Genomic DNA, 18,729 nt, shown 5'->3' with positions numbered 1-18,729 from the left:
TAGACCTGCGAGACAGGCAAGACCCGTGCACAAGTCCATTGGGGCGCCTTCGGCTCCCGGCAAGGCCGAGCGGACCGGACCACACTCAGGCGGTGAACCGGCCGCCGTTGGCGAGCAGCACCGCGCCGACCAGGTTCGCCGCGGCATCGCTCGCGAGGAAGAGAGCGATGTCGGCGATCTCCTCGGGCGTCGCATACGGACGCACCCGCGGGTCGGCGAAACCGGCGCGCAGCGCCTCGGGCGTGCGCGCCGCCATCCCCGTCTCCGTCGGCCCCGGAGCCACCACGTTCACGCGGATCCCGGACGCGATGACCTCCTTGGCCACGGCCTGAGCCAGTGCGTGCACACCCGCTTTGGAGGCGGCGTAGTGGGGATAGCCGGCAGGGGTGTCGAAGGCCGAGGACGAGCCGATCACCACGATCGCCCCGGCTCCGAGGGGCCGCATGACCCGCACCGCCGCGCGCAGCACATGGAACGTACCGTCCAGGTTCACGCGCATGACGCGCCGCCAGGAGGCATCGTCGAGGGAATCGGTCAGCTCGACCGGCCGCCCTTCGACCAGCGCGTCCGCGATGCGCTGCTTGGCCTCGGGGTCGTCGACCCCGGCCGCGTGCACCAGGACGTCGAGCCGTCCGTGCCGCTGCAGTACGTCCTGGACGGCGGCGTCGACGCCCGCCGCGTCCGCCACGTCGCATGCGACCGACTCAGCGGCGGGCAGTTCCTTGGCGACGGCCGCGGCACCCTCGCCGTTCACGTCGGCCAGTACGACGGCCCGCGCCCCTTCCGCCGCCAGCTGCCGGGCGACCGCCGCACCCATGCCGGAGCCGGCGCCCGTCACCATCGCGACCCTGCCCGCGAACCTCTCTGCCTGGACGTCCCTGCGCGTCAAGCCAATCCCTCCTTCACTGCCTGCCCCGTTCTATTGAACTGACTTCACCTCTGTTACCGTGACGGCCGCGGGGCTGACAAGACCTGGGACGGTGAAGATGAGGGCACTGCGGCTGACGGCGTGGGGCGAACCCCCGACACAGACCGAGGTCGAGCAACCCGTCCCCCACGGCGCCGAGGTGCTGGTACGCGTCGAGGCCACCGGGCTGTGCCACTCCGACCTGCACGTCATCGACGCGCCTCCGGGAGCACTCCCCTACCGGCTGCCCTTCACCCTCGGCCACGAGGTCGCCGGGCGGACCTTGGCCCTGGGGCCCGACGCCGACGGGGTGGCGGTCGGTGACCGCGTGGTGCTGTACGGACCGTGGGGTTGCGGCGCCTGCGACCGCTGTGCCGCCGGCCGGGACAACTACTGCGACCGGCGCGACACCCTCGCCTGGCACGGCGCGGGACTGGGCCGGGACGGCGGAATGGCCGAGTGCGTACTCGTCCCGTCCGCCCGCCATCTTGTGCCGATCGGCGACTTGCCTGCCGATCAGGCGGCTCCGCTCTCCGACGCGGGCCTGACGTCCTATCACGCCGTGGCCGGTCTCCGGCACGCGCTCGAAGAGGGCACCACCACCGTCGTCATCGGTGTCGGCGGGCTAGGTCACCTGGCTGTGCAGATCCTTCGGGCGACCACCCCGAGCCGCGTACTGGCGGTCGACGTCCGGGAGGAGGCGCTGGCTCTCGCGGACCGCTCCGGCGCGGACTTCGGCACCCTGGTGCGGGCGGACACCGCGGATGTCCTGCGGAAGCGGAGTGGTGGCACGGGAGCGGACGCCGTGCTCGACTTCGTCGGCACCACGCAGACGCTGGAACTCGCGGCCGGCATCCTGCGTCCGGGGGGTGAACTCGCCGTCGTCGGCAGCGGAGGCGGCCGGCTGACGGTCTCCAAGCCGGGCGTTCTCCCGCCGGGCTTCAGGCTCTCACTCCCCTTCTGGGGAACCCACCCCGAGCTCGCCGAGGTCGTCGCGCTGGCCCAGTCGGGGGCGATCCACGTCGAGACGGAGCAGTTCCCGCTGTCCGCCGCACCGGAGGCAATCGGCCGGCTTCGCCGGGGCCGGGTGCGGGGGCGGGCCGTGCTCGTCCCCGACTGACCACGCAGCGCACGTCAGGAAAGGGGTTGAATGCGCATGCCGGACCACCAGACGGTCGACCTGCTCGTCATCGGGGCGGGAATGGCCGGGCTGACCGCGGGCGCGCGAGCCGTACGCAACGGGTTGTCCGTCGTGGTCGTCGAGATCGGCGATGACGTCGGGGGGTCCGCGCGCTACGCCGGTTACGCCTGGACCGCCCCGAGCCACGAGGAGATGGAGCGGCACAACCCGGGCGGAGACGCCTCGCTCAAGTGCGCCCTCGTGGACCGCTTCCAGGACGGCATCAACTGGATTCGGAGCACGGGGGTCGAGGCCAAGGACGCTCAGCCCATCCTCAGCTTCGGCCAGGGGCACCAGTTCGACACCAATCACTACGTCGACACCTGCCGCCGCATCATCGTCGATGCGGGTGGCGAGCTGCTGCTGACCACCGACACCGAGCGGCTCCTCGTGGAGAACGGCGCCGTGGCCGGAGCGGAACTCGTCACGAGCGACGGCATGCGACGGCAGGTGCGCGCCACCTCGACACTCCTGGCCACGGGAGGCTTCCAGGGGGACGTGGACCTCCGCAACAAACTCGTCCACCCCCACGCCGACCGCCTGGAACTGCGCTCCAACCCCCACAGCCGCGGGGCCGGCTACCGCCTGGCGACCGCCGCCGGCGCATCGACCGGGCTGCCCGGGGCCGGCTTCTACGGACATCTGATCCCGAGCGGCATCCCGTTCGCGGGCCCGTCGGACTTCGTCGACCTGTCGCTGTACTACAGCGAGCACGCCCTGCTGTTCAACCTGCTGGGCGAGCGGTTCACCGACGAAACGCTGGGCGATCACCTGACGACGATGGCACTGATGGAACAGCCCGAGAACCGCGGGCTCCTCATCGCCGACGCCCGCGTGTTCCGCGACTGGGTGGTGGGTTCGTACGTGGAAGGGGCGGTCGCCGTCGACAAGTTCGCGCTGGCGGGTAAACGGGGCGGTCGGGTCGGTTTCGCCGAGGAACTCGACGAACTCGTCTACCTTCCCGAGGAGTGGGGATACGACGGGTTCGCCGTCCGCGCGGCCGTCGAGCGGTTCAACGCCCGGACGGCGGCGGGTGAGGATCCGGCTCCGGGCCGCCGGCTCGACCGCCTGCCGCTCGACGAACCGCCCTACTACGTCGTCGAGGCGGTGCCGGCCATCACCTTCCCGTTCCATGGAGTCCGCATCGACGACCGGGCCCGGGTTCGGGGAGAGGACGGCGAGCCCATCGAAGGGCTCCTCGCGGCCGGTTCGGACACCGGAGGCCTGTGGTACCGGGCCTACGCCGGCGGCATCGCGTCAGCCCTCGTGTTCGGCCTCACGGCGGCCGGCACCGCGACGCTTCGCGCCGCGTCCCATGGGCAGGAGGGCCGCGGCTGACATGGACGACCAGATGCACACCCTGGCCGAGTCGGGTCAAGCGCCCCGGGAAGACACGGCAATGATCAGCCGTGAGGTCTGGCCGGTCACCTATCCCCGCGGCGAGGTCCGCGCGTCGGACTTTCGCGTCGTCGAGGTCGAGGTGCGGCGACCACGGCCGGGCGAGGTGCTGGTCCGGAACACATGGACATCCGTCGACGCCGCCCTCCGTCTGCGGCTCAGGGAGACGGCGCCACCGGGATACTTTCCGGCTTTCCCCCTCGAAGAGCCGATGGACGGGATCATGACCGTCGGGGAGGTCGTCGAGTCCCGCGCCGACGGGTTCTCCCCCGGCGACATGGTGTGGCACGCCTCCGGATGGCGCGACTACGCCGTCGTCGAGGCGGGGAGGCAGGCCCTCGGCGGCGTCGGCACGCTCACGAAGCTCGACGTGGACGTTGCACCTCCCCAGGCGCACCTCGGCGCGCTCGGCGCCAATGGACTCACCGCCTACGCCGGCCTCTTCCACGCCGCGGGCCTGCGCGACGGCGACGTCGTCTGGGTCTCCGCCGCGGCCGGCGCGGTCGGCAGCCTCGCCGCGCAGATGGCGAAGATCCGCGGGCACCGCGTCATCGGCAGCGCCGGTTCCGACGAGAAGGTGCGCTACCTCCTGGAGGAGCTCGGCCTGGACGCCGCGTTCAACTACAAGCGCGGCCCTCTCCCCGACCTCTTGCGTGAAGCGGCCCCGGACGGCATAGACGTGTACTTCGACAACGTCGGCGGCGACCATCTCGAGGCCGCCCTCGGGGCGCTGCGGAGGTCGGGCCGCGTCGCGATCTGCGGCATGATCTCGGAGTATGCGGCCAAGGAGCCGCCGCACGGCCCCGGAAACCTCATGCTGGCGGTGACGAAGGGCCTGACGATTCGCGGCTTCCGGGCCAGCGGCCACACCCGCTTACTGCCCGAGATGAGACGGCAAGTGGGCGCATGGGTCCGCGAAGGCCGCCTCCACTGCCGCGAAACGATCGTAGACGGGCTGCCGCAGGCGCCGTTGGCACTGGCGGGGCTACTGCGAGGCGACAACACCGGCAAGACGCTTGTGCGGATCGATGGCGGCACGCATCGTGAGAACACCGTCGACTGAGGCCCGCCCCGTGGGGCGCCCGGCATACCGAGCCCAGCACCCTGCCGCCTGTCAAACTGAACTGAAGTAAGCCCAACAGCTGCCACCACGGGATGGCCCGGTCGAACACTCCAGTCGCCCCCGCCCGACCCCGCGCGCAGACCGGCCAACGCCCACCCACTCCTGCGGCAACCGATGCCACGAAAGCCGCGGCACGCGACTCCTTCGAACCTTCCACCAATCCTTCCGTCGCGCGGCTGCGCACACTATTGCCTAACCGAGTTCAGTTTGGTAACTTCCACGAAATCTTGGCCATCCGGCCACCGTTCAGCGCAAAGTCCGCTCGGTTCTGCGCCGGTTCGGCCGGGGGCCGGTTCACCTAAGGGAGCCGAGAATGAGATCAGATCCGCGACGGCGCGGGGCTTTGCTCATCGTGCTGTCGATCACCACACTGCTGGCCGCCGCGTGCGGCGGCGGCACCGCCAACAACGCCGAGTCCAAGGTCGTGCCCGCCTCGGCGGGTATCGACGAGCTGGTCGCCGCAGCGAAGAAAGAAGAACAGCTCACTGTCTACTCGGCCCAGGATCTGACCGCCCTCAACAACCTCGCAAAGGCCTTCGAGGCCAAATACCCGGGCATCGACGTCAAGACCGTCCGGGGCGTCGACGGTGACCTCGGGGTGAAGGTCGAGACGGAGTTCAACACCGGCAAGGGCATCGCCGACATGTACGTCAGCGCGAGCCTGTCCTGGGTGAAGCCGCAGGCCGAGGCCAAGCGGTTCCTGGCGCCGACCGGTCCCGAACTCACCGGCAAGGGCGACTACGACGCCAAGCAGTACGTCCACGACGGCAACTACTTCGAGACCAACTCCGCCGTGCTCACGTTCGGCTGGAACACCAAGCTCCACTCCCAAGGGCTGACCGACTACCCGGACCTGCTCGACCCGTCCCTCGCGGGCGGAAAGATCGGCGTCATCGAGCCGACCGCGCCCTCGATCGTCGACTTCTACCTGTGGCTGGAGGAGACGTACGGCGCCGACTTCGTGAAGAAGCTGGCCGCCCAGAAGCCCCGCATCTACCCCAGCGCCCTGCCCATGGGTGAGGCGATGCAGTCCGGCGAGATCGCCGCCGGCAGCTTCGTAGCGCCTATCACGCTCGATCCCGCCAAGAAAAAGGGTGCACCGGTCGACTACCGCATGCCGCCGAACGGCGTGTGGGGTGCCCGGTACTACGGCATGGTGCTGTCGACCGGCCCGCACCCCAACGCCGGCCAGTTGTTCGCCAACTTCATGGTGACCGCCGAGGGACAGAAGCTGATCACGCCGTCCGCCGGCTCGGTGCTGCCCAAGGTTCCCGGCACAGTGATCACCAACGACAAGGTACGGGTGCAGGATCCGGCCAAGCTCACGCCGGAGGCCGTGGCCGCGTACCAGAAGAAGTGGAAGTCCCTCTTCCAGTAGGGGCGGTGGGTGCATCGGCCGGTGCCGGTGCACAGCAGTGTGGGCACCCATACCAACGGTGCCCACTCACTCGATCTTTGGATGTGAGGAGTCCCCCGTGTCCCACGTGCGCATCGAGGGTCTGACGAAAAGGTTCGCCGGCAAGCCGCCGGCTGTCGCGGTGGACAACTTGTCGCTGGAGATCGAACCGGGCGAGTTCATCGTTCTGCTCGGCCCGAGCGGCTGCGGAAAAACCACGACTCTGCGCTGTCTGGCCGGTCTGGAGACGCCCGACGAGGGAGGTATCTCGCTGGGCGACCAGACAGTGCTGGATGTACGAGGGAAGGTCAACCTCCCTCCGAACAAGCGCCGGATCGGGATGGTGTTCCAGTCGTACGCGCTGTGGCCGCACATGACAGTGCGCCGCAACATCGGATATCCCCTGAGAACCAGACGGGTGCCTCGTGAGCAGGCGCGCACGCGGATCGAGGAGGCGGCGGAGCTCGTCGACTGCGCCGCCCTGCTCGACCGCTATCCGGCGCAGCTCAGCGGCGGCCAGCAGCAGCGGGTCGCCCTGGCCCGCGGTCTGGCCGCCCAACCCGACCTGGTGCTCTTCGACGAGCCGCTGAGCAACCTCGACGCCCGGCTGCGCGACCAGGTACGCGCCCAGCTGCACGAGCTGCACGCACGACTGGGCTTCACCGCCGTGTTCGTCACCCACGACCAGAGCGAGGCGCTGGCACTCGGCGACCGTCTGGCGATCATGAAGGCGGGGCGGATCGAGCAACTGGACACGCCGGAGCGGGTCTTCGAGGAGCCGGCCACCGAGTACGTCGCCGGCTTCATCGGGATGTCGAACCGGCTTCCACTCCTGCGTCAGGGCGAAGGATGGGCCCTCGCCTCCGCATCGGGCGCCGACGGCCAGGCGGGTGCGGAAAGCCAGACCGTGGTGGACGAGCTCCCGGTGCCCCGCTCGCACAGCGAGGTCTCCGCGCGGCTGCGCCCCGACGACCTTCAGCTCTGTCCCGCCGAGGAGAAACCGCCGGCCCACAGCGTCGGCCTCCCGGCTGAGGTCGTCGACGCGCAGTTCGGCGGGCGTCACATGGACGTGGTCGTCACCGTCGGGGGCAGCCGCCTGCACGCGCAGGCACCGCTGACCGGCAAGCCATGGGCCCGAAGTCTGTCGCGCGGGCAGCGGGTGACCGCCTGGTTCGCCAAGGACGTGGCCATCTACTACGACGCCGACGGGGTACGGACAGCCGGGCACACCCCCACCGCGGCAGTGGGAGCGTGACGTCGTGGCCGCACCCGCCGTACCCGCCCCCTCCCCCACGACGACACCACCGCACCCGGCCCCGCCGCATCCGACGGCACTGACCCGTGCGCGGCGCCACCTGCCACGGCTGGGCGCGCTCGCCTTCCTGGCTGCCATCGGCTACCTGGTGATCGCTCCGCTGGTGGGCCTGCAACGGCTGGCCTTCGAGGACGACGCCCGTGGCTACAGCGCCGCCTTCGACAGTCCGGACATGGCCGAGACGCTGCGCACGACGGCCGGTATGGCGCTGGGTTCGCTGGTCATCGCACTCGTCCTCGGCACGTTCCTGGCCTGGGCGGCGACCCGCCTGCCACCCCGCCTGCGGCTGCTTCGCGTCCTGCCCGTCCTGCCCATCGTGGTCCCGGCCGTGGCCGCGGTGACCGGCTGGGCGTTCCTGTTCTCGCCGCGCCCCGGCTACCTCAACGCGGCGCTGCGCAACCTGCCCTGGTGGGACCATCTCGACGAAGGCCCCGTCGACATCTACACGCTGCCGTGGATCGTCCTCATCACCGGCTTCGGCCTGACCGCCTTCGTCTACCTCTTCGTCAGCGCCGGCTTCGGCAACATCAACGCGGAGCTGATCGAGGCGGCACAGGTCAGCGGATCGTCACCGGCCGGTGTGTTCTTCCGGGTGACACTGCCGCTGCTGCGCCCGGTCCTGGTGTACGGGGGCTTCGTTGCTCTGCTCCTTGGACTCGGCCAGTTCACGGGACCACTGCTGCTCGGCAGGAACAACGGCGTCAACGTGCTCACCACGGACATGTACGTCGCCGTGTCGCAGAGCCCGGTCGACTACGGCAGGGCCGCCGCGATCGGCTCACCCCTGCTGCTCTTCGGCATCGCCGTCGTGCTCTTCCAGAAGGTGATCCTCGGCGACCACAGCCGCTTCGTCACACATGGCGGCAAGGCGTTCCGGTCCGGCGGACGGCCGTCGTGGGTGGCGGTCACCGGCATCCTCCTCTACGGCCTGGTGGCGCTGGCGCTGCCGCTGGGCGCACTCGTCGTCGTATCGCTCTCCGCCTTCTGGAGCGGCAGGATCCAACCGAGCGGGTTCACGCTCGACAACTTCAGGCGCGTGTTCCAGGAGTCGGGGATCACCGACGCGATCGTCAACAGCCTCGTCACCTCGGTCATCTCCGTCGCCATCGCGCTGCCGCTCGGCTTCATCGCCGCCTCACTGCTGCTCAAGGGGCGCCGGTTCCGCATCATCCGGGCCGCGGTCGACTTCATCGTGGCGATGCCCCTCGGAATCCCCGCAGTGGTCTTCGGCGCCGGCTTCCTGCTCACCTACAGCCGCGAGCCGTTCATCCTGTACGGCACCCGAACGGTGATCGTCCTCGTCTACGTGACCCTGATGCTGCCCTTCGCCACCAGGATGCAGCTGTCCGGAATGGTGGCACTCGGCGACACGTACCTGGAGGCCTCGCGTACCAGCGGCGCGGGCGCGCTGCGGACCAACACCGAGATCGTGCTGCCGCTGCTGCGCCCGACCCTCGCGGGTGCCGGAGCCCTGATGTTCGTGCTGCTCACCCATGAGTTCACGGCATCGCTGCTGGTACGGGCACCCACGACGCAGGTCATGGGCACCATCCTGTTCGACTACTGGGCCAACGGTTCCTATCCGCTGGTAGCGGCGATCGCGCTCGTCATGACGCTGGTGACATCTGTGGGCGTCTTCATCGCCATGTCCGTCGCGGGCTCCGACATCTTCGAGAAGCTGTGAGCAGGGGCAGGGATATGGGCATGGGCTCGCTCGACGGCAAGACGGTCCTCGTGACGGGCGCGGGCCAGGGCATCGGACGGTCGATCGCCGTGGAGATGGCGCGCCAGGGCGCGGCGGCGGTCGCGGTCGCCGACCGGAACGAGGCAACCGCGGCCGAGACGGCCGACCTCGTACGCGCCGCCGGGGCCGAGGCGGAGGCAATCGTCTGCGACCTGCGCGACCGCGACCACATCGAGGCGATGGTGGCCCGCACGGCGGAACGGTTCGGCGGGCTCGACGTCCTCGTGAACAACGCCGGCGTGATCGAGTCCGCGCTCGTGGACCGGCCGGAGGACCGCGCGGTCGACACGCTCCCCGAGGAGGCCTGGGACACGGTCTACGAGGTCAACCTCAAGGCGGTCTGGCTCACGACGAAGTTCGCCGCGGCCCACCTGCGGCGCTCCACCCGCGGACCCGCCATCGTCAACACGGCCTCGGTGGCCGGGCTCACCGGCCGTCCCCTGGCACCGATCTACGGCACCACCAAGGCGGCCGTCATCCACCTCACCAAGGTCACCGCCGTCGATCTGGCACCCGTGCGCTGCAACTGCTTCTGCCCCGGCGTCATCGAGACGCCGCTGGCGCGGGACTTCTTCGAGGCGTCCGGCAAAGGCGACGCCATGGAGCGGGAGTTGACCGCGCCGCAGCTCGTGCGGCGGCTCGGGCGGCCGGAGGAGGTGGCGAAGCTGGCCTGCTTCCTGGCCTCCGACGACGCGGCGTTCATCACCGGCACCTCGTACGTCATCGACGGCGGGGCGCTCGCGTGGCGTGGGGTCAGGGAGTGACCTCGTACACCACCAAGTACAGGATCGAGAGGGGCCGTATGGCCATCGAGTTCGACATCGACCGGGACGTCTCCGAAATCGCGCGGCGGACCGCCGACTTCGTCCGGGACACCGTTCTGCCTGCGGAGGAGGACTGCCACGGGGACGTACACGCGGGCCCCGAACCCCTGCGGCGCGGCCTACAGAAGGCGGCCCGCGCGGCGGGGGTGTTCGCTCCCCATGTCCCGCAGCGGTGGGGAGGGCTCGGTCTGGATCTGCGCGGTCAGGCGGTCGTCTTCGAGGCCGCCGGATACTCGCTGCTGGGTCCTCTGGCCCTCAACTGCGCGGCGCCCGACGAGGGCAACATGCATCTGCTCGAAGCGGTCGCGACCGAGGAACAGAAAGCTCGCTTTCTCGCTCCCCTGGCGGCCGGGGAGACGCGGTCGTGCTTCGCGATGACCGAGCCCTCCCCCGGCGCCGGCTCCGACCCGCGGGCGCTGGCCACCACGGCGGTCCGCATCCCGGGCGGATGGCGGATCAACGGCCGCAAGTGGTTCATCAGCGGGGCGGACGGGGCGGCGTTCGCCATCTGTATGGCGCGCACCAGCGGTGAGCCCGGTGATCCGGGCGGGGCGACGATGTTTCTGGTCGGCGCCGACAACCCGGGCATGAAAATGGTCAGGAACATCGGCACGCTGGACCGGGGCCTGTTCGCCGGTCACAGCGAACTCGCCTTCGACGACTGCGAGGTGACCGACGACGCGGTGCTCGGCGAGGCCGACAAGGGATTCGAGTACGCACAGGTGCGTCTCGGGCCCGCCCGGCTGACGCACTGCATGCGGTGGCTCGGGGTGGCCCGCCGGGCGCAGGACATCGCCCTGGACCGGGCCGTCGCGCGTACGGCCTTCGGCGGTCCGCTGGCCGAACTCGGCATGGTGCAGCAGCAGTTGGCCGACTCGGAGATCGACATCGAGACGAGCCGGGCGGTGCTCTGGCGTGCCTGCTGGGAACTCGACCAGGGCAGGTCCGGCGCCCAGCACACCTCCATCGCGAAGACCTTCGTGTCCGAGGCCGTGGGCCGGGTCGTGGACCGCGCGGTCCAGATCTGCGGGGCGCTCGGCATCTCGGAGGACGCGCCGCTGGCCTCCCTCTACCGGGAGGTCCGGCCGTTCCGCGTCTATGACGGGCCGTCGGAGACCCACCGCTGGGCCATCGCCAAGCGCGCGGTCCGGGCCGCACGGGAGCGAGGGGGTGTTCGGTGACGGCGACCGACGACGCCACCGTGGCCGGGGTGGACCTGCCCGCGCTGCAGCGCTTCTTGGAGCGCGAGGTACCGCAGTGCGCCGGCCCCCTGGACGTCCGCCTGCTGCTCGGTGGGCGCTCCAATCTCACGTACCTCGTGACCGACGGCACACACCGCTGGGTGCTGCGCAGGCCGCCGCTGGGCACGCTGACCCCGACCGCGCACGACATGGACCGCGAGTACCGCGTCATGGCCGCGCTCGCCGCCACCGAGGTCCCGGTGCCGCGGACCGTGCTCTCCTGCGCCGACGAGTCGGTGATCGGCGCGCCGTTCACCGTCGTCTCCTTCGTCGACGGCGAAGTGCTGCGGGACGTCGAACGGGCGGCCGAGCTGTCCGCCGACGATGCGAGGCGGTGCTCCGAGGCGCTGGTCGATCAACTGGCCGCGCTGCACGCGGTCGATCCGTACGAGGTCGGGCTGGGCGGATTCGGGCGCCCGGCCGGGTATGTGGAGCGGCAGGTGCGGCGGTGGCGCGGCCAGTGGGACCGGGTCGCCACCCGTGAACTACCCGAACTGGACGCGCTACACAGGAAGTTGGAACGCGGACTGCCCGTGGTGCGGGACGATGGTGACAGCACCGCGTCGGCGGTCCTGCACGGGGACTACCGACTGGACAACGTCATCCTGAGCGCCGACGACCCGGGGCGGATCGCCGCGATCGTCGACTGGGAGATGGCGGCCCTGGGTGATCCGCTCGCCGATCTCGGCCTGCTCCTCGTCTACTGGGACCCGGCGTGCGAGCCGGTCCTCGGCGGCGGGCATGTCCCGGCGGCCAACCCAGGCTTCCCCTCCGCACCCGAGCTGGCGGAACGGTACGCGGCGCGATCCGGCCGCGATGTGTCGGCGCTGCCCTTCCACCGGGCCCTCGGGTACTTCAAGCTTGCGGTCATCGCGGAGGGCATCCACGCCCGCCATCTCGCCGGACAGACCGTCGGCCCGGGCTTCGACCGGGTCGGCTCTGCGGTTCCCGCGCTGCTGCGCTCCGGTCTGTCGATCGATGTTCCGTGCAACTGATGTGCCACATACCTGAGAAGGAGTGTGAGCAGTGGTGAGGGAAGACCGGCTCTCGGGAAAGGTGGCGCTGGTGACCGGTGCCACCGGAGGCATCGGCGAGGCGATCGCGCGACGGCTGGCGGCCGAGGGCGCGACCGTCGTGGTCACCGACCTCGACGTGGACCAGTGCGAGAAGCTCGCCGGGGAACTGCCGGGCGGCGCCCTGGGTTTGCGCCTGGACGTCACCGACGAGACGGCCTGGGAGACGGTCGTCGCCCAGGTGACCGACCGTCTGGGAAGCCTGTCGGTGCTGGTCAACAATGCGGGGATCGCCGCGATGGGCACGGTGGAGACCGAGACCCGGGAGACCTGGGACCGGGTGATCGGGGTGACGCAGACCGGGGTGTGGCTCGGCATGAAGCACGGCGGTCCTGCCATCGAGCACTCCGGCGGCGGCTCCATCGTCAACATCGCCTCGATCTTCGGTACCGTCGGCGGCTTCGGCGCCCAGTTCTCGTACCACGCCGCCAAGGGCGCCGTACGGCTGATGACCAAGAACGCCGGACTGCACTGGGGCGGGCGCGGCGTACGGGTCAACTCGCTGCATCCGGGTTTCATCGAGACGCCCCTGTCGCGGGAACTGTGGCAGGGCACGCCACGCCTCACCGCGATGATCGAGGGCACCCCGCTCGGGCGGCTGGGCACGACCGAGGAGGTGGCGGGCGCCGTGGCGTTCCTCGCCTCGGACGACGCGGGCTTCATGACCGGCTCGGAGCTCTACGTCGACGGAGGCTGGACCGCACGCTGAACCGCTGAAGCTACGCAGTGAGCCGAGGCAGCCGCCCAGCGGCGGTCGCGCCCGACGCGCCTACACATCCTTGCGGACGGTGAGCAGGGCACCGATTCCGATCAGGCAGACCAGCATGACGAAGAACGCCGGAGAGAGCAGGTTCCCGGTCCGCTGGACCAGGAAGGTCGCGATGTACGGAGCCGTACCGCCCGCGAGGACGGTGCCGATGTTGTACCCGATCGCCATCCCGGTGTAGCGGACCCGGCGTTCGAACAGATGCGGCCACAGGCTGGCCGCCGGAACCTGCACGAACGCGCTGCTCAGCATGAAAAGCGTGTAGGCCAGGCCGGCCAGGACCAGGTTGTGCCGGCCCATGAGCATCATCGCGGGGTAGGCGGTCACCAGGAATCCCAGCAACCCGCACAGCAGGATGCGGCGGGAGCCGAACCGGGTGGCGAGCCAGCCGGCCGGCACCATGAGCAGCACGGTGACGAGGACGACGCCCGCACTCAGCCAGAGCACCTGCGTGGAGTCGTACCCCAGGTTGTTCGAGAGATGGATGCCGATGTACGTCAGGCCGAGGAAGATGGCGCCGCCCTGCGCCATGGACAGGCCGATGGACTGCAGCAGCGCCGCGCGGTGGGTGGCCAGGACCTCCCGGATCGGAGCCGAGGGGATGTCGGCGCGCCGTGCGGCCTCTTCGAACTCCGGGGTGTCCTCGATCCGCAGCCGGGCCCACAGGCAGAACAGCGTGAGCGGCACGGCCATCAGGAAGGGCAACCGCCAGCCCCAGTCGGCCATCTGCTCCTTGGTGGCGAGCGCGGAGATCACCCCGGCCGTGGCAGCCGCGAACATGAACCCGAGGTTGGACCCGATGGGCGTGACGGCACCGAGGAAGGCCCTGCGCCGGGGCGGCGCCGACTCGTAGATGTAGGTGTAGGCGCCGACCGACTCCCCGCCCGTGGAGATGCCCTGCACCAGCCGGGTGAGGAGGAGCAGCACAGCGGCGGCCACACCGATCTGACTGTAGGTCGGCAGCAGTCCCGTGATACTGCTGGCCACTCCCATGCACACCACCGAGGACACCAGCGCCTTGCGACGCCCCCATCGGTCGCCCAGCCACCCGAAGAACACGCCACCGACCGGCCGCACCACGAGGCCGGTGGCGAACACCGCGAGCGCCGCCAGGAGCGAGGCCGCCGGATCGTCGCTCGGGAAGAACTGCGGAGCGATCACTACGGCGAGATAGCCATAGACGCTGAAGTCGTAGTACTCGATCAGGGTGCCCAGGCTCCCGGCGAGCATCGCGCGGCGCACCGTACGCGGATCGTACGACGCTGACTCCGCCCCTGATGTGGCGGGCTGCTGAGTGGCACGCATCCTCCGGCTCTCCTTCCCACGGCACGGTCCCGTACCCTGCCGACGCCGGGGACGCTACAGAACTGAACTCAGTACAGCTAGCCCTAGTGCATAGGATTACTACAGAATTGCCTGTGATTTGAATCGGATTCAGTTTCGTGACCACATGCTGAGCGCACACGCTGGGCCATGCGCTTGATCGTGCATGATCAGTGCGAGCCCCTCGACCGCCTGCCGCGCGGCGGGGAGGCGACACACTGATCATGTAAGGAGATGGCGTTGTCCATCTGGGAAGCACTGGCCGTCCTCGCAGCCGGCATCGGAGCGGGCACCATCAACACCATCGTCGGTTCCGGCACCCTGATCACCTTCCCGGTACTGCTTGCCACCGGGCTGCCGCCGATCACCGCCAACGTCTCCAACGCCCTCGGCCTCGTCCCCGGCTCCATCAGCGGAGCCATCGGCTACCGCGCCGAACTCCGCGGACAGGGCCGCCGCGCACTCGTCCTCGGCCTCACCGCTCTCATCGGCGGACTCGGCGGCGCCATCCTGCTGCTCGCCCTGCCCTCCGAGGCCTTCGACACGATCGTCCCGGTACTGATCGCCCTCGCGCTCGTCCTCGTACTGCTCCAGCCACGCCTCGCCAAAGCCGTACAGCGCCGCCGCGCGAACAACGGCACCACCTCCCGCCAGCACGGCGGCCCCGTCCTCTTGGCCGGACTGCTTCTCGCGAGCGGGTACGGCGGCTACTTCGGCGCCGCCCAAGGGGTCCTGTACCTCTCCCTGATGGGCCTGTTCCTCGACGAGGACCTGCAACGCGTCAACGCGGTCAAGAACATCCTCGGAGCCGTCGTCAACGGCGTCGCCGCCTGCTTCTTCCTCTTCGTCGCCGAGTTCGACTGGACGGCGGTCCTGCTGATCGCCGTCGGCTCCGCCCTCGGCGGGCAGATCGGCGCCAAGGTCGGCCGCCGCCTCCCGCCCACCGCGCTCCGCGCCGTCATCGTCGCCGTCGGCGTCATCGCGATCGTGCAGCTCCTGCTGCGCTGACAGCTCCTGCTGCACTGACACACCGCGGCCGGCACACGGCGAAGGCCCGCCCCAGGAGCCGCCGGACCAGCGCGCGCAGCGTTGCCTGATGCCGCATCAGGCAACGCTGCCCTGTCCAGGGGGCGCCGTTCGTGCCCCGCGAGGGTAGCCGACGCGGTGCTTCGCGTTGCCGGCCGCAGGCGTCAACTCCCTTGCGTAAACGGGAGTTTGCGTGTCGCGAACAGAGCGGAATGGGCTGTTCCATGAGCCTGCCCTTATCTGTAGGGTGCATCCAAACCTGCGGAGAGGTGTGGACCAATGGGACTGACACGTCGTGCGCTCATCAGGCGTGGAGCTGGACTCGCGGCGGGGGCAGGGGTGTTGGGCGGTCACGGGACTCCGGCGTGGGCATCCCCGGCCGCGGACGGTGTGGCGGGCGCGCGTGCCGTGAGCGTGACCGTCACGGAGGCGACCAACGCCTCCGCCTCGCTCGCCCCGGACGGCCGGACCGTCGTCCTGGACCTGCTGAACCTGTTGTGGACGCTGCCCGCCGAGGGCGGTGACGCCGTGCCGCTCACCAGTGTCGAGGAGGAGGCGAGCGAGCCGGACTTCTCGCCGGACGGCCGCCGGATCGTCTACCAGGTCTACACCGGCGGCGTGTTCCACCTGTGGCTGATGAACGCCGACGGCACCGGGCGCAGGCAGCTCACCTCCGGTGACGCCGACCACCGCGAGCCGCGCTTCTCTCCCGACGGCACCCGGATCGCCTGCGCCGCCGAGAGCGACGGCCGGTACGCGGTCCACGTCGTCGACGTCGACAGCGGCGAGGCCACCTCCTGGACCACCGGCACCGTCCAGGAGGGCCAGCCCTGCTGGACGCCGGACGGCACGGCGATCGCCTTCACCACCGGGACCGCCGACGCCCCGCAGGCCATCGACCAGGTGACCGCCGACGGCACCCGTACCACCCTCGCCAAGGTCACGGAGGGCCGCCTCGCCGGACCCTCCTTCTCGCCCGACGGCAGCCGCCTCGCCTACGTCCACCTCACCACCACCGGCACCGCGCTCGTCGTCGACGGCGAGACCGTGTCCGACGACGGCGAGGACGTGTTCCCCTTCGCCGCCCGCTGGGCCGGTCCGGACGAACTCCTCTACACCGCCGACGGCCGCCTTCGCCGCCGTACGATCCAAGGCACGGTCGAGGACGTCCCGTTCAGCGCCCGCGTCACCGTGCCCAGGGTCACCGAACGGCCCGCCGCCGCACGGGACTTCGACGGCACCGGCGGCCGTCAGACGACGGGCGTCGTCGGGCCCGCCCTCTCCCCGGACGGCCGGAGTGTCGCCTTCGGTGCCCTCGGCGATCTGTGGGTCATGCGCCGCGGCCGGGATCCCGAGGCGGTCGTCGCCGACGGGCATCGCAACACCGACCCGGCCTGGGCGCCGGACGGCCGCAGCCTCGTATACGTCAGCGACCGCGACGGCGGCATCGCGCTGTGGCGGTACGACGTCGCCACCGGCGCCCGGCGCCGCCTCACCGACACCGGTCTGTCCGCCGCCGCGCCCGTCGTCAGCCCGGACGGCACCACCGTCGCCTTCGTCTCCGAGGGCGCCACCCTCTGCACCCTGGGGCTCGCCTCCGGCGCGGTCCGCAAGGTCGCCGGCCCGCTCAACGCCCCTGGCCGCCCCACCTTCACCGCCGACGGCACACGCCTGTCCGCCGCCGTCCTCGTCCCCGTCACCCCGCGCTACCGCGAGGGCCACAACCGGATCCTCACCGTTGACCTCGCCACCGGCGAGGCTCACTACAGCGAGCCCCTCCCCGGCGGCTCCCTCGCCAACCGCATCGACGCGGGCCCCGTCCACTCCCCCGACGGCACCAGGACGGCGTACATCGCGAACGGCACCCTGCACATCAGCGACCTCGACGCCGAGGGCCGCACCACCGGCACCGCCCGCCGGGTCAGCGCGGAGACCGCCGACGCACCCAGCTGGAGCGGCGACTCCGCCTCCCTGCTCCACCTCTCCGACGGCCGCCTGCGCCTCACCACGCCCGCCGGCAAGACCTCCGCCGTCCCGCTCCGGCTCATCTGGCGCCCGGCGCTGCCCACCGGCCGTACGGTCGTCCGGGCCGACGCCCTCTGGGACGGTACCGGCCCCGGCCTGCGGCGCGACGTCGACATCGTCCTCGAGGGCCACCGCATCGCCGCCGTCACCCCGCGCGGAGCCCGCTCCGTCCGGCCCGGCGACAAGGTCGTCGACGCCCGCGGCCTGACGGTGCTGCCCGGCTTCGTCGCCGTCCACGAGCACGGCCCCTGGGAGCGCAACGAACTCATGCGCCTGTGGCTCTCCTTCGGCGTCACAGCCCTGCGCTCACCCGGCACAGCCCACTACGCGGCCGTCGAGGCCAAGGAGGCCCTCACCGCCGGCCGCCGCACCGGCCCCCGCGTCTTCGCCGCCGGCGACATGGTCGACGGCTCCCGCATCTACTACTCCTCAGCCCGCCCGGTCACCGACGACGAGCAGCTGCGCCGCGAGATCAGCAAGGCCCGCGCCCTCGGCCACGACATGGTCAAAACGTACGTCCGGCTGCCCTACGCCCTCCAGCGCAAGGCCGTCCGGGCCGCCCACCGGATCGGCCTGCGGACCACGTCCCACTACCTGTTCGGCCCGCTCGACCTCGGGGCCGACGGCGTCGAGCACATCGGCGGCACCAGCCGCTACGGCCGCCGCCAGAAGGAGACCCACCTCGGCCACAGCTACCAGGACGTCACCGGCCCGCTGGCCGCGAGCGGCATGGCCTTCACGCCCACCTTCGGACTCTCCGGTCTCGGCCTGTCCGCCGTCCGGGCCGCCCTCTACCGCCACGCGGAGTGGGCTCTGGACGACACCCGGCTGACCTCCCTGCTCACCGCCGCCGAGTACGCGGAGCTGCGCGAGGGCATCGAGGCGGCGCTGGCCGAGGAGCCGACCGCCGAACTCGCCTTCGTCGCCCGGCACGGCGAGACCGTCCGCCACCTGGTCGAACAAGGCGCCAACGTCGCCGTCGGCACCGACAGCCCGCTCGTCCCGCCCGGCGTCTACTACCACCTCAACCTGCAGACCATGGTCCGCCACGGCGTCAGCCCCTACGAGGCGCTGCGCTCCGCCACCGTCCAGGGCGCCCGCACCCTGGGCCTGTCCGACCAACTCGGCACCGTCGAGCCGGGCAAGCTCGCCGACCTCGTCATGGTCGAGGGCGACCCGACGACGGACATCGCGGCCGCGGCCGCCGTACGCCAGGTCGTCGTCGGCGGCATCTCGCACACCGTCGCGGATCTGACGGCCAATACGAAGCGGAGTCAGACAGCCGTCCACAACGCCGCCCTGCCCGACCTGCCCCAGCAACCGGTCCGCGAGCGTTTCTGGTGGCACCGGGAGGAACACATCCACCACTCCTGCTGCTGATGCCGGCC

Annotated in this window: 14 protein-coding genes; 12 read left to right on the top strand and 2 right to left on the bottom strand. The window is 70.7% G+C overall.

The window, feature by feature from the left end; translation table 11 throughout:
* Positions 1-85: 85 nt before the first annotated feature.
* The gene (locus IEZ21_RS16600; protein WP_213089306.1) at positions 86-889 is read right to left on the bottom strand and encodes an SDR family NAD(P)-dependent oxidoreductase; all 804 of its coding nucleotides are present in this window, start codon (positions 887-889) and stop codon (positions 86-88) included.
* A gap of 97 nt (positions 890-986) precedes the next feature.
* Here IEZ21_RS16600 and IEZ21_RS16595 point away from each other — a divergent pair, with 97 nt between their 5' ends.
* From IEZ21_RS16595 to IEZ21_RS16550, 10 genes are all read left to right on the top strand, one after another.
* Positions 987-2,027 (top strand): NAD(P)-dependent alcohol dehydrogenase, encoded by a 1,041-nt coding sequence (locus IEZ21_RS16595; protein ID WP_189322667.1) that lies wholly within the window; start codon positions 987-989, stop codon positions 2,025-2,027.
* Between the two features lie 30 nt (positions 2,028-2,057).
* Positions 2,058-3,425, top strand: coding sequence for an FAD-dependent oxidoreductase (locus tag IEZ21_RS16590; RefSeq protein WP_373302237.1), 1,368 nt, complete (start codon positions 2,058-2,060; stop codon positions 3,423-3,425).
* Between the two features lie 61 nt (positions 3,426-3,486).
* Entirely contained in the window at positions 3,487-4,548 is a 1,062-nt protein-coding gene (locus tag IEZ21_RS16585) for an NADP-dependent oxidoreductase (RefSeq protein WP_189322892.1), read from the top strand.
* Positions 4,549-4,921: 373 nt separating this feature from the next.
* Positions 4,922-5,986, top strand: coding sequence for an ABC transporter substrate-binding protein (locus IEZ21_RS16580; RefSeq protein ID WP_189322665.1), 1,065 nt, complete (start codon positions 4,922-4,924; stop codon positions 5,984-5,986).
* A 97-nt stretch (positions 5,987-6,083) separates the two neighbouring features.
* Positions 6,084-7,259, top strand: coding sequence for an ABC transporter ATP-binding protein (locus IEZ21_RS16575; protein WP_189322664.1), 1,176 nt, complete (start codon positions 6,084-6,086; stop codon positions 7,257-7,259).
* Between the two features lie 4 nt (positions 7,260-7,263).
* Positions 7,264-9,003 (top strand): ABC transporter permease, encoded by a 1,740-nt coding sequence (locus IEZ21_RS16570; RefSeq protein WP_213089305.1) that lies wholly within the window; start codon positions 7,264-7,266, stop codon positions 9,001-9,003.
* Between the two features lie 20 nt (positions 9,004-9,023).
* Entirely contained in the window at positions 9,024-9,827 is an 804-nt protein-coding gene (locus tag IEZ21_RS16565) for an SDR family NAD(P)-dependent oxidoreductase (RefSeq protein ID WP_189322663.1), read from the top strand.
* 38 nt (positions 9,828-9,865) lie between these two features.
* The gene (locus IEZ21_RS16560) at positions 9,866-11,068 is read left to right on the top strand and encodes an acyl-CoA dehydrogenase family protein (protein WP_189322889.1); all 1,203 of its coding nucleotides are present in this window, start codon (positions 9,866-9,868) and stop codon (positions 11,066-11,068) included.
* Positions 11,065-12,123: a phosphotransferase family protein gene (locus IEZ21_RS16555; RefSeq protein WP_246567805.1), complete on the top strand. Its 1,059-nt coding sequence runs from the start codon at positions 11,065-11,067 to the stop codon at positions 12,121-12,123. The genes IEZ21_RS16560 and IEZ21_RS16555 overlap by 4 nt, the downstream gene beginning before the upstream one ends.
* Positions 12,124-12,157: 34 nt before the next feature.
* Positions 12,158-12,910 carry an SDR family NAD(P)-dependent oxidoreductase gene (locus tag IEZ21_RS16550; RefSeq protein WP_189322888.1) on the top strand — a complete coding sequence of 251 codons (753 nt, stop codon included), beginning with the start codon at positions 12,158-12,160 and terminating at the stop codon, positions 12,908-12,910.
* A gap of 60 nt (positions 12,911-12,970) precedes the next feature.
* Here the strand turns inward: IEZ21_RS16550 and IEZ21_RS16545 are convergent, their stop codons facing one another.
* A complete protein-coding gene (locus IEZ21_RS16545) occupies positions 12,971-14,272 on the bottom strand; it encodes an MFS transporter (protein ID WP_189322662.1) in 1,302 nt (433 codons plus the stop codon).
* 252 nt (positions 14,273-14,524) lie between these two features.
* Between IEZ21_RS16545 and IEZ21_RS16540 the strand changes: the two genes are divergently transcribed.
* Together IEZ21_RS16540 and IEZ21_RS16535 are read left to right on the top strand one after the other, a co-directional pair.
* A complete protein-coding gene (locus IEZ21_RS16540; RefSeq protein ID WP_189322661.1) occupies positions 14,525-15,298 on the top strand; it encodes a sulfite exporter TauE/SafE family protein in 774 nt (257 codons plus the stop codon).
* Positions 15,299-15,595: 297 nt separating this feature from the next.
* Positions 15,596-18,721: an amidohydrolase family protein gene (locus IEZ21_RS16535; protein ID WP_189322660.1), complete on the top strand. Its 3,126-nt coding sequence runs from the start codon at positions 15,596-15,598 to the stop codon at positions 18,719-18,721.
* The last annotated feature ends 8 nt before the right edge of the window (positions 18,722-18,729 follow it).

Origin of the sequence: Streptomyces flaveus (assembly GCF_014647675.1) — a bacterium.
Lineage (GTDB): Bacteria > Actinomycetota > Actinomycetes > Streptomycetales > Streptomycetaceae > Streptomyces > Streptomyces flaveus.
This window is presented reverse-complemented; position numbering and strand designations above follow the sequence as displayed.

Excerpts from the sequence above, each read along its gene's own strand:
- IEZ21_RS16595 (WP_189322667.1), top strand. The coding sequence starts at position 987 with ATGAGGGCACTGCGGCTGACGGCGTGGGGCGAACCCCCGACACAGACC.
- IEZ21_RS16565 (WP_189322663.1), top strand. The coding sequence starts at position 9,024 with ATGGGCTCGCTCGACGGCAAGACGGTCCTCGTGACGGGCGCGGGCCAG.
- IEZ21_RS16535 (WP_189322660.1), top strand. The coding sequence starts at position 15,596 with ATGGGACTGACACGTCGTGCGCTCATCAGGCGTGGAGCTGGACTCGCG.
- IEZ21_RS16590 (WP_373302237.1), top strand. The coding sequence starts at position 2,058 with ATGCGCATGCCGGACCACCAGACGGTCGACCTGCTCGTCATCGGGGCG.
- IEZ21_RS16585 (WP_189322892.1), top strand. The coding sequence starts at position 3,487 with ATGATCAGCCGTGAGGTCTGGCCGGTCACCTATCCCCGCGGCGAGGTC.
- IEZ21_RS16545 (WP_189322662.1), bottom strand. The coding sequence starts at position 14,272 with ATGCGTGCCACTCAGCAGCCCGCCACATCAGGGGCGGAGTCAGCGTCG.
- IEZ21_RS16540 (WP_189322661.1), top strand. The coding sequence starts at position 14,525 with ATGGCGTTGTCCATCTGGGAAGCACTGGCCGTCCTCGCAGCCGGCATC.
- IEZ21_RS16580 (WP_189322665.1), top strand. The coding sequence starts at position 4,922 with ATGAGATCAGATCCGCGACGGCGCGGGGCTTTGCTCATCGTGCTGTCG.
- IEZ21_RS16560 (WP_189322889.1), top strand. The coding sequence starts at position 9,866 with ATGGCCATCGAGTTCGACATCGACCGGGACGTCTCCGAAATCGCGCGG.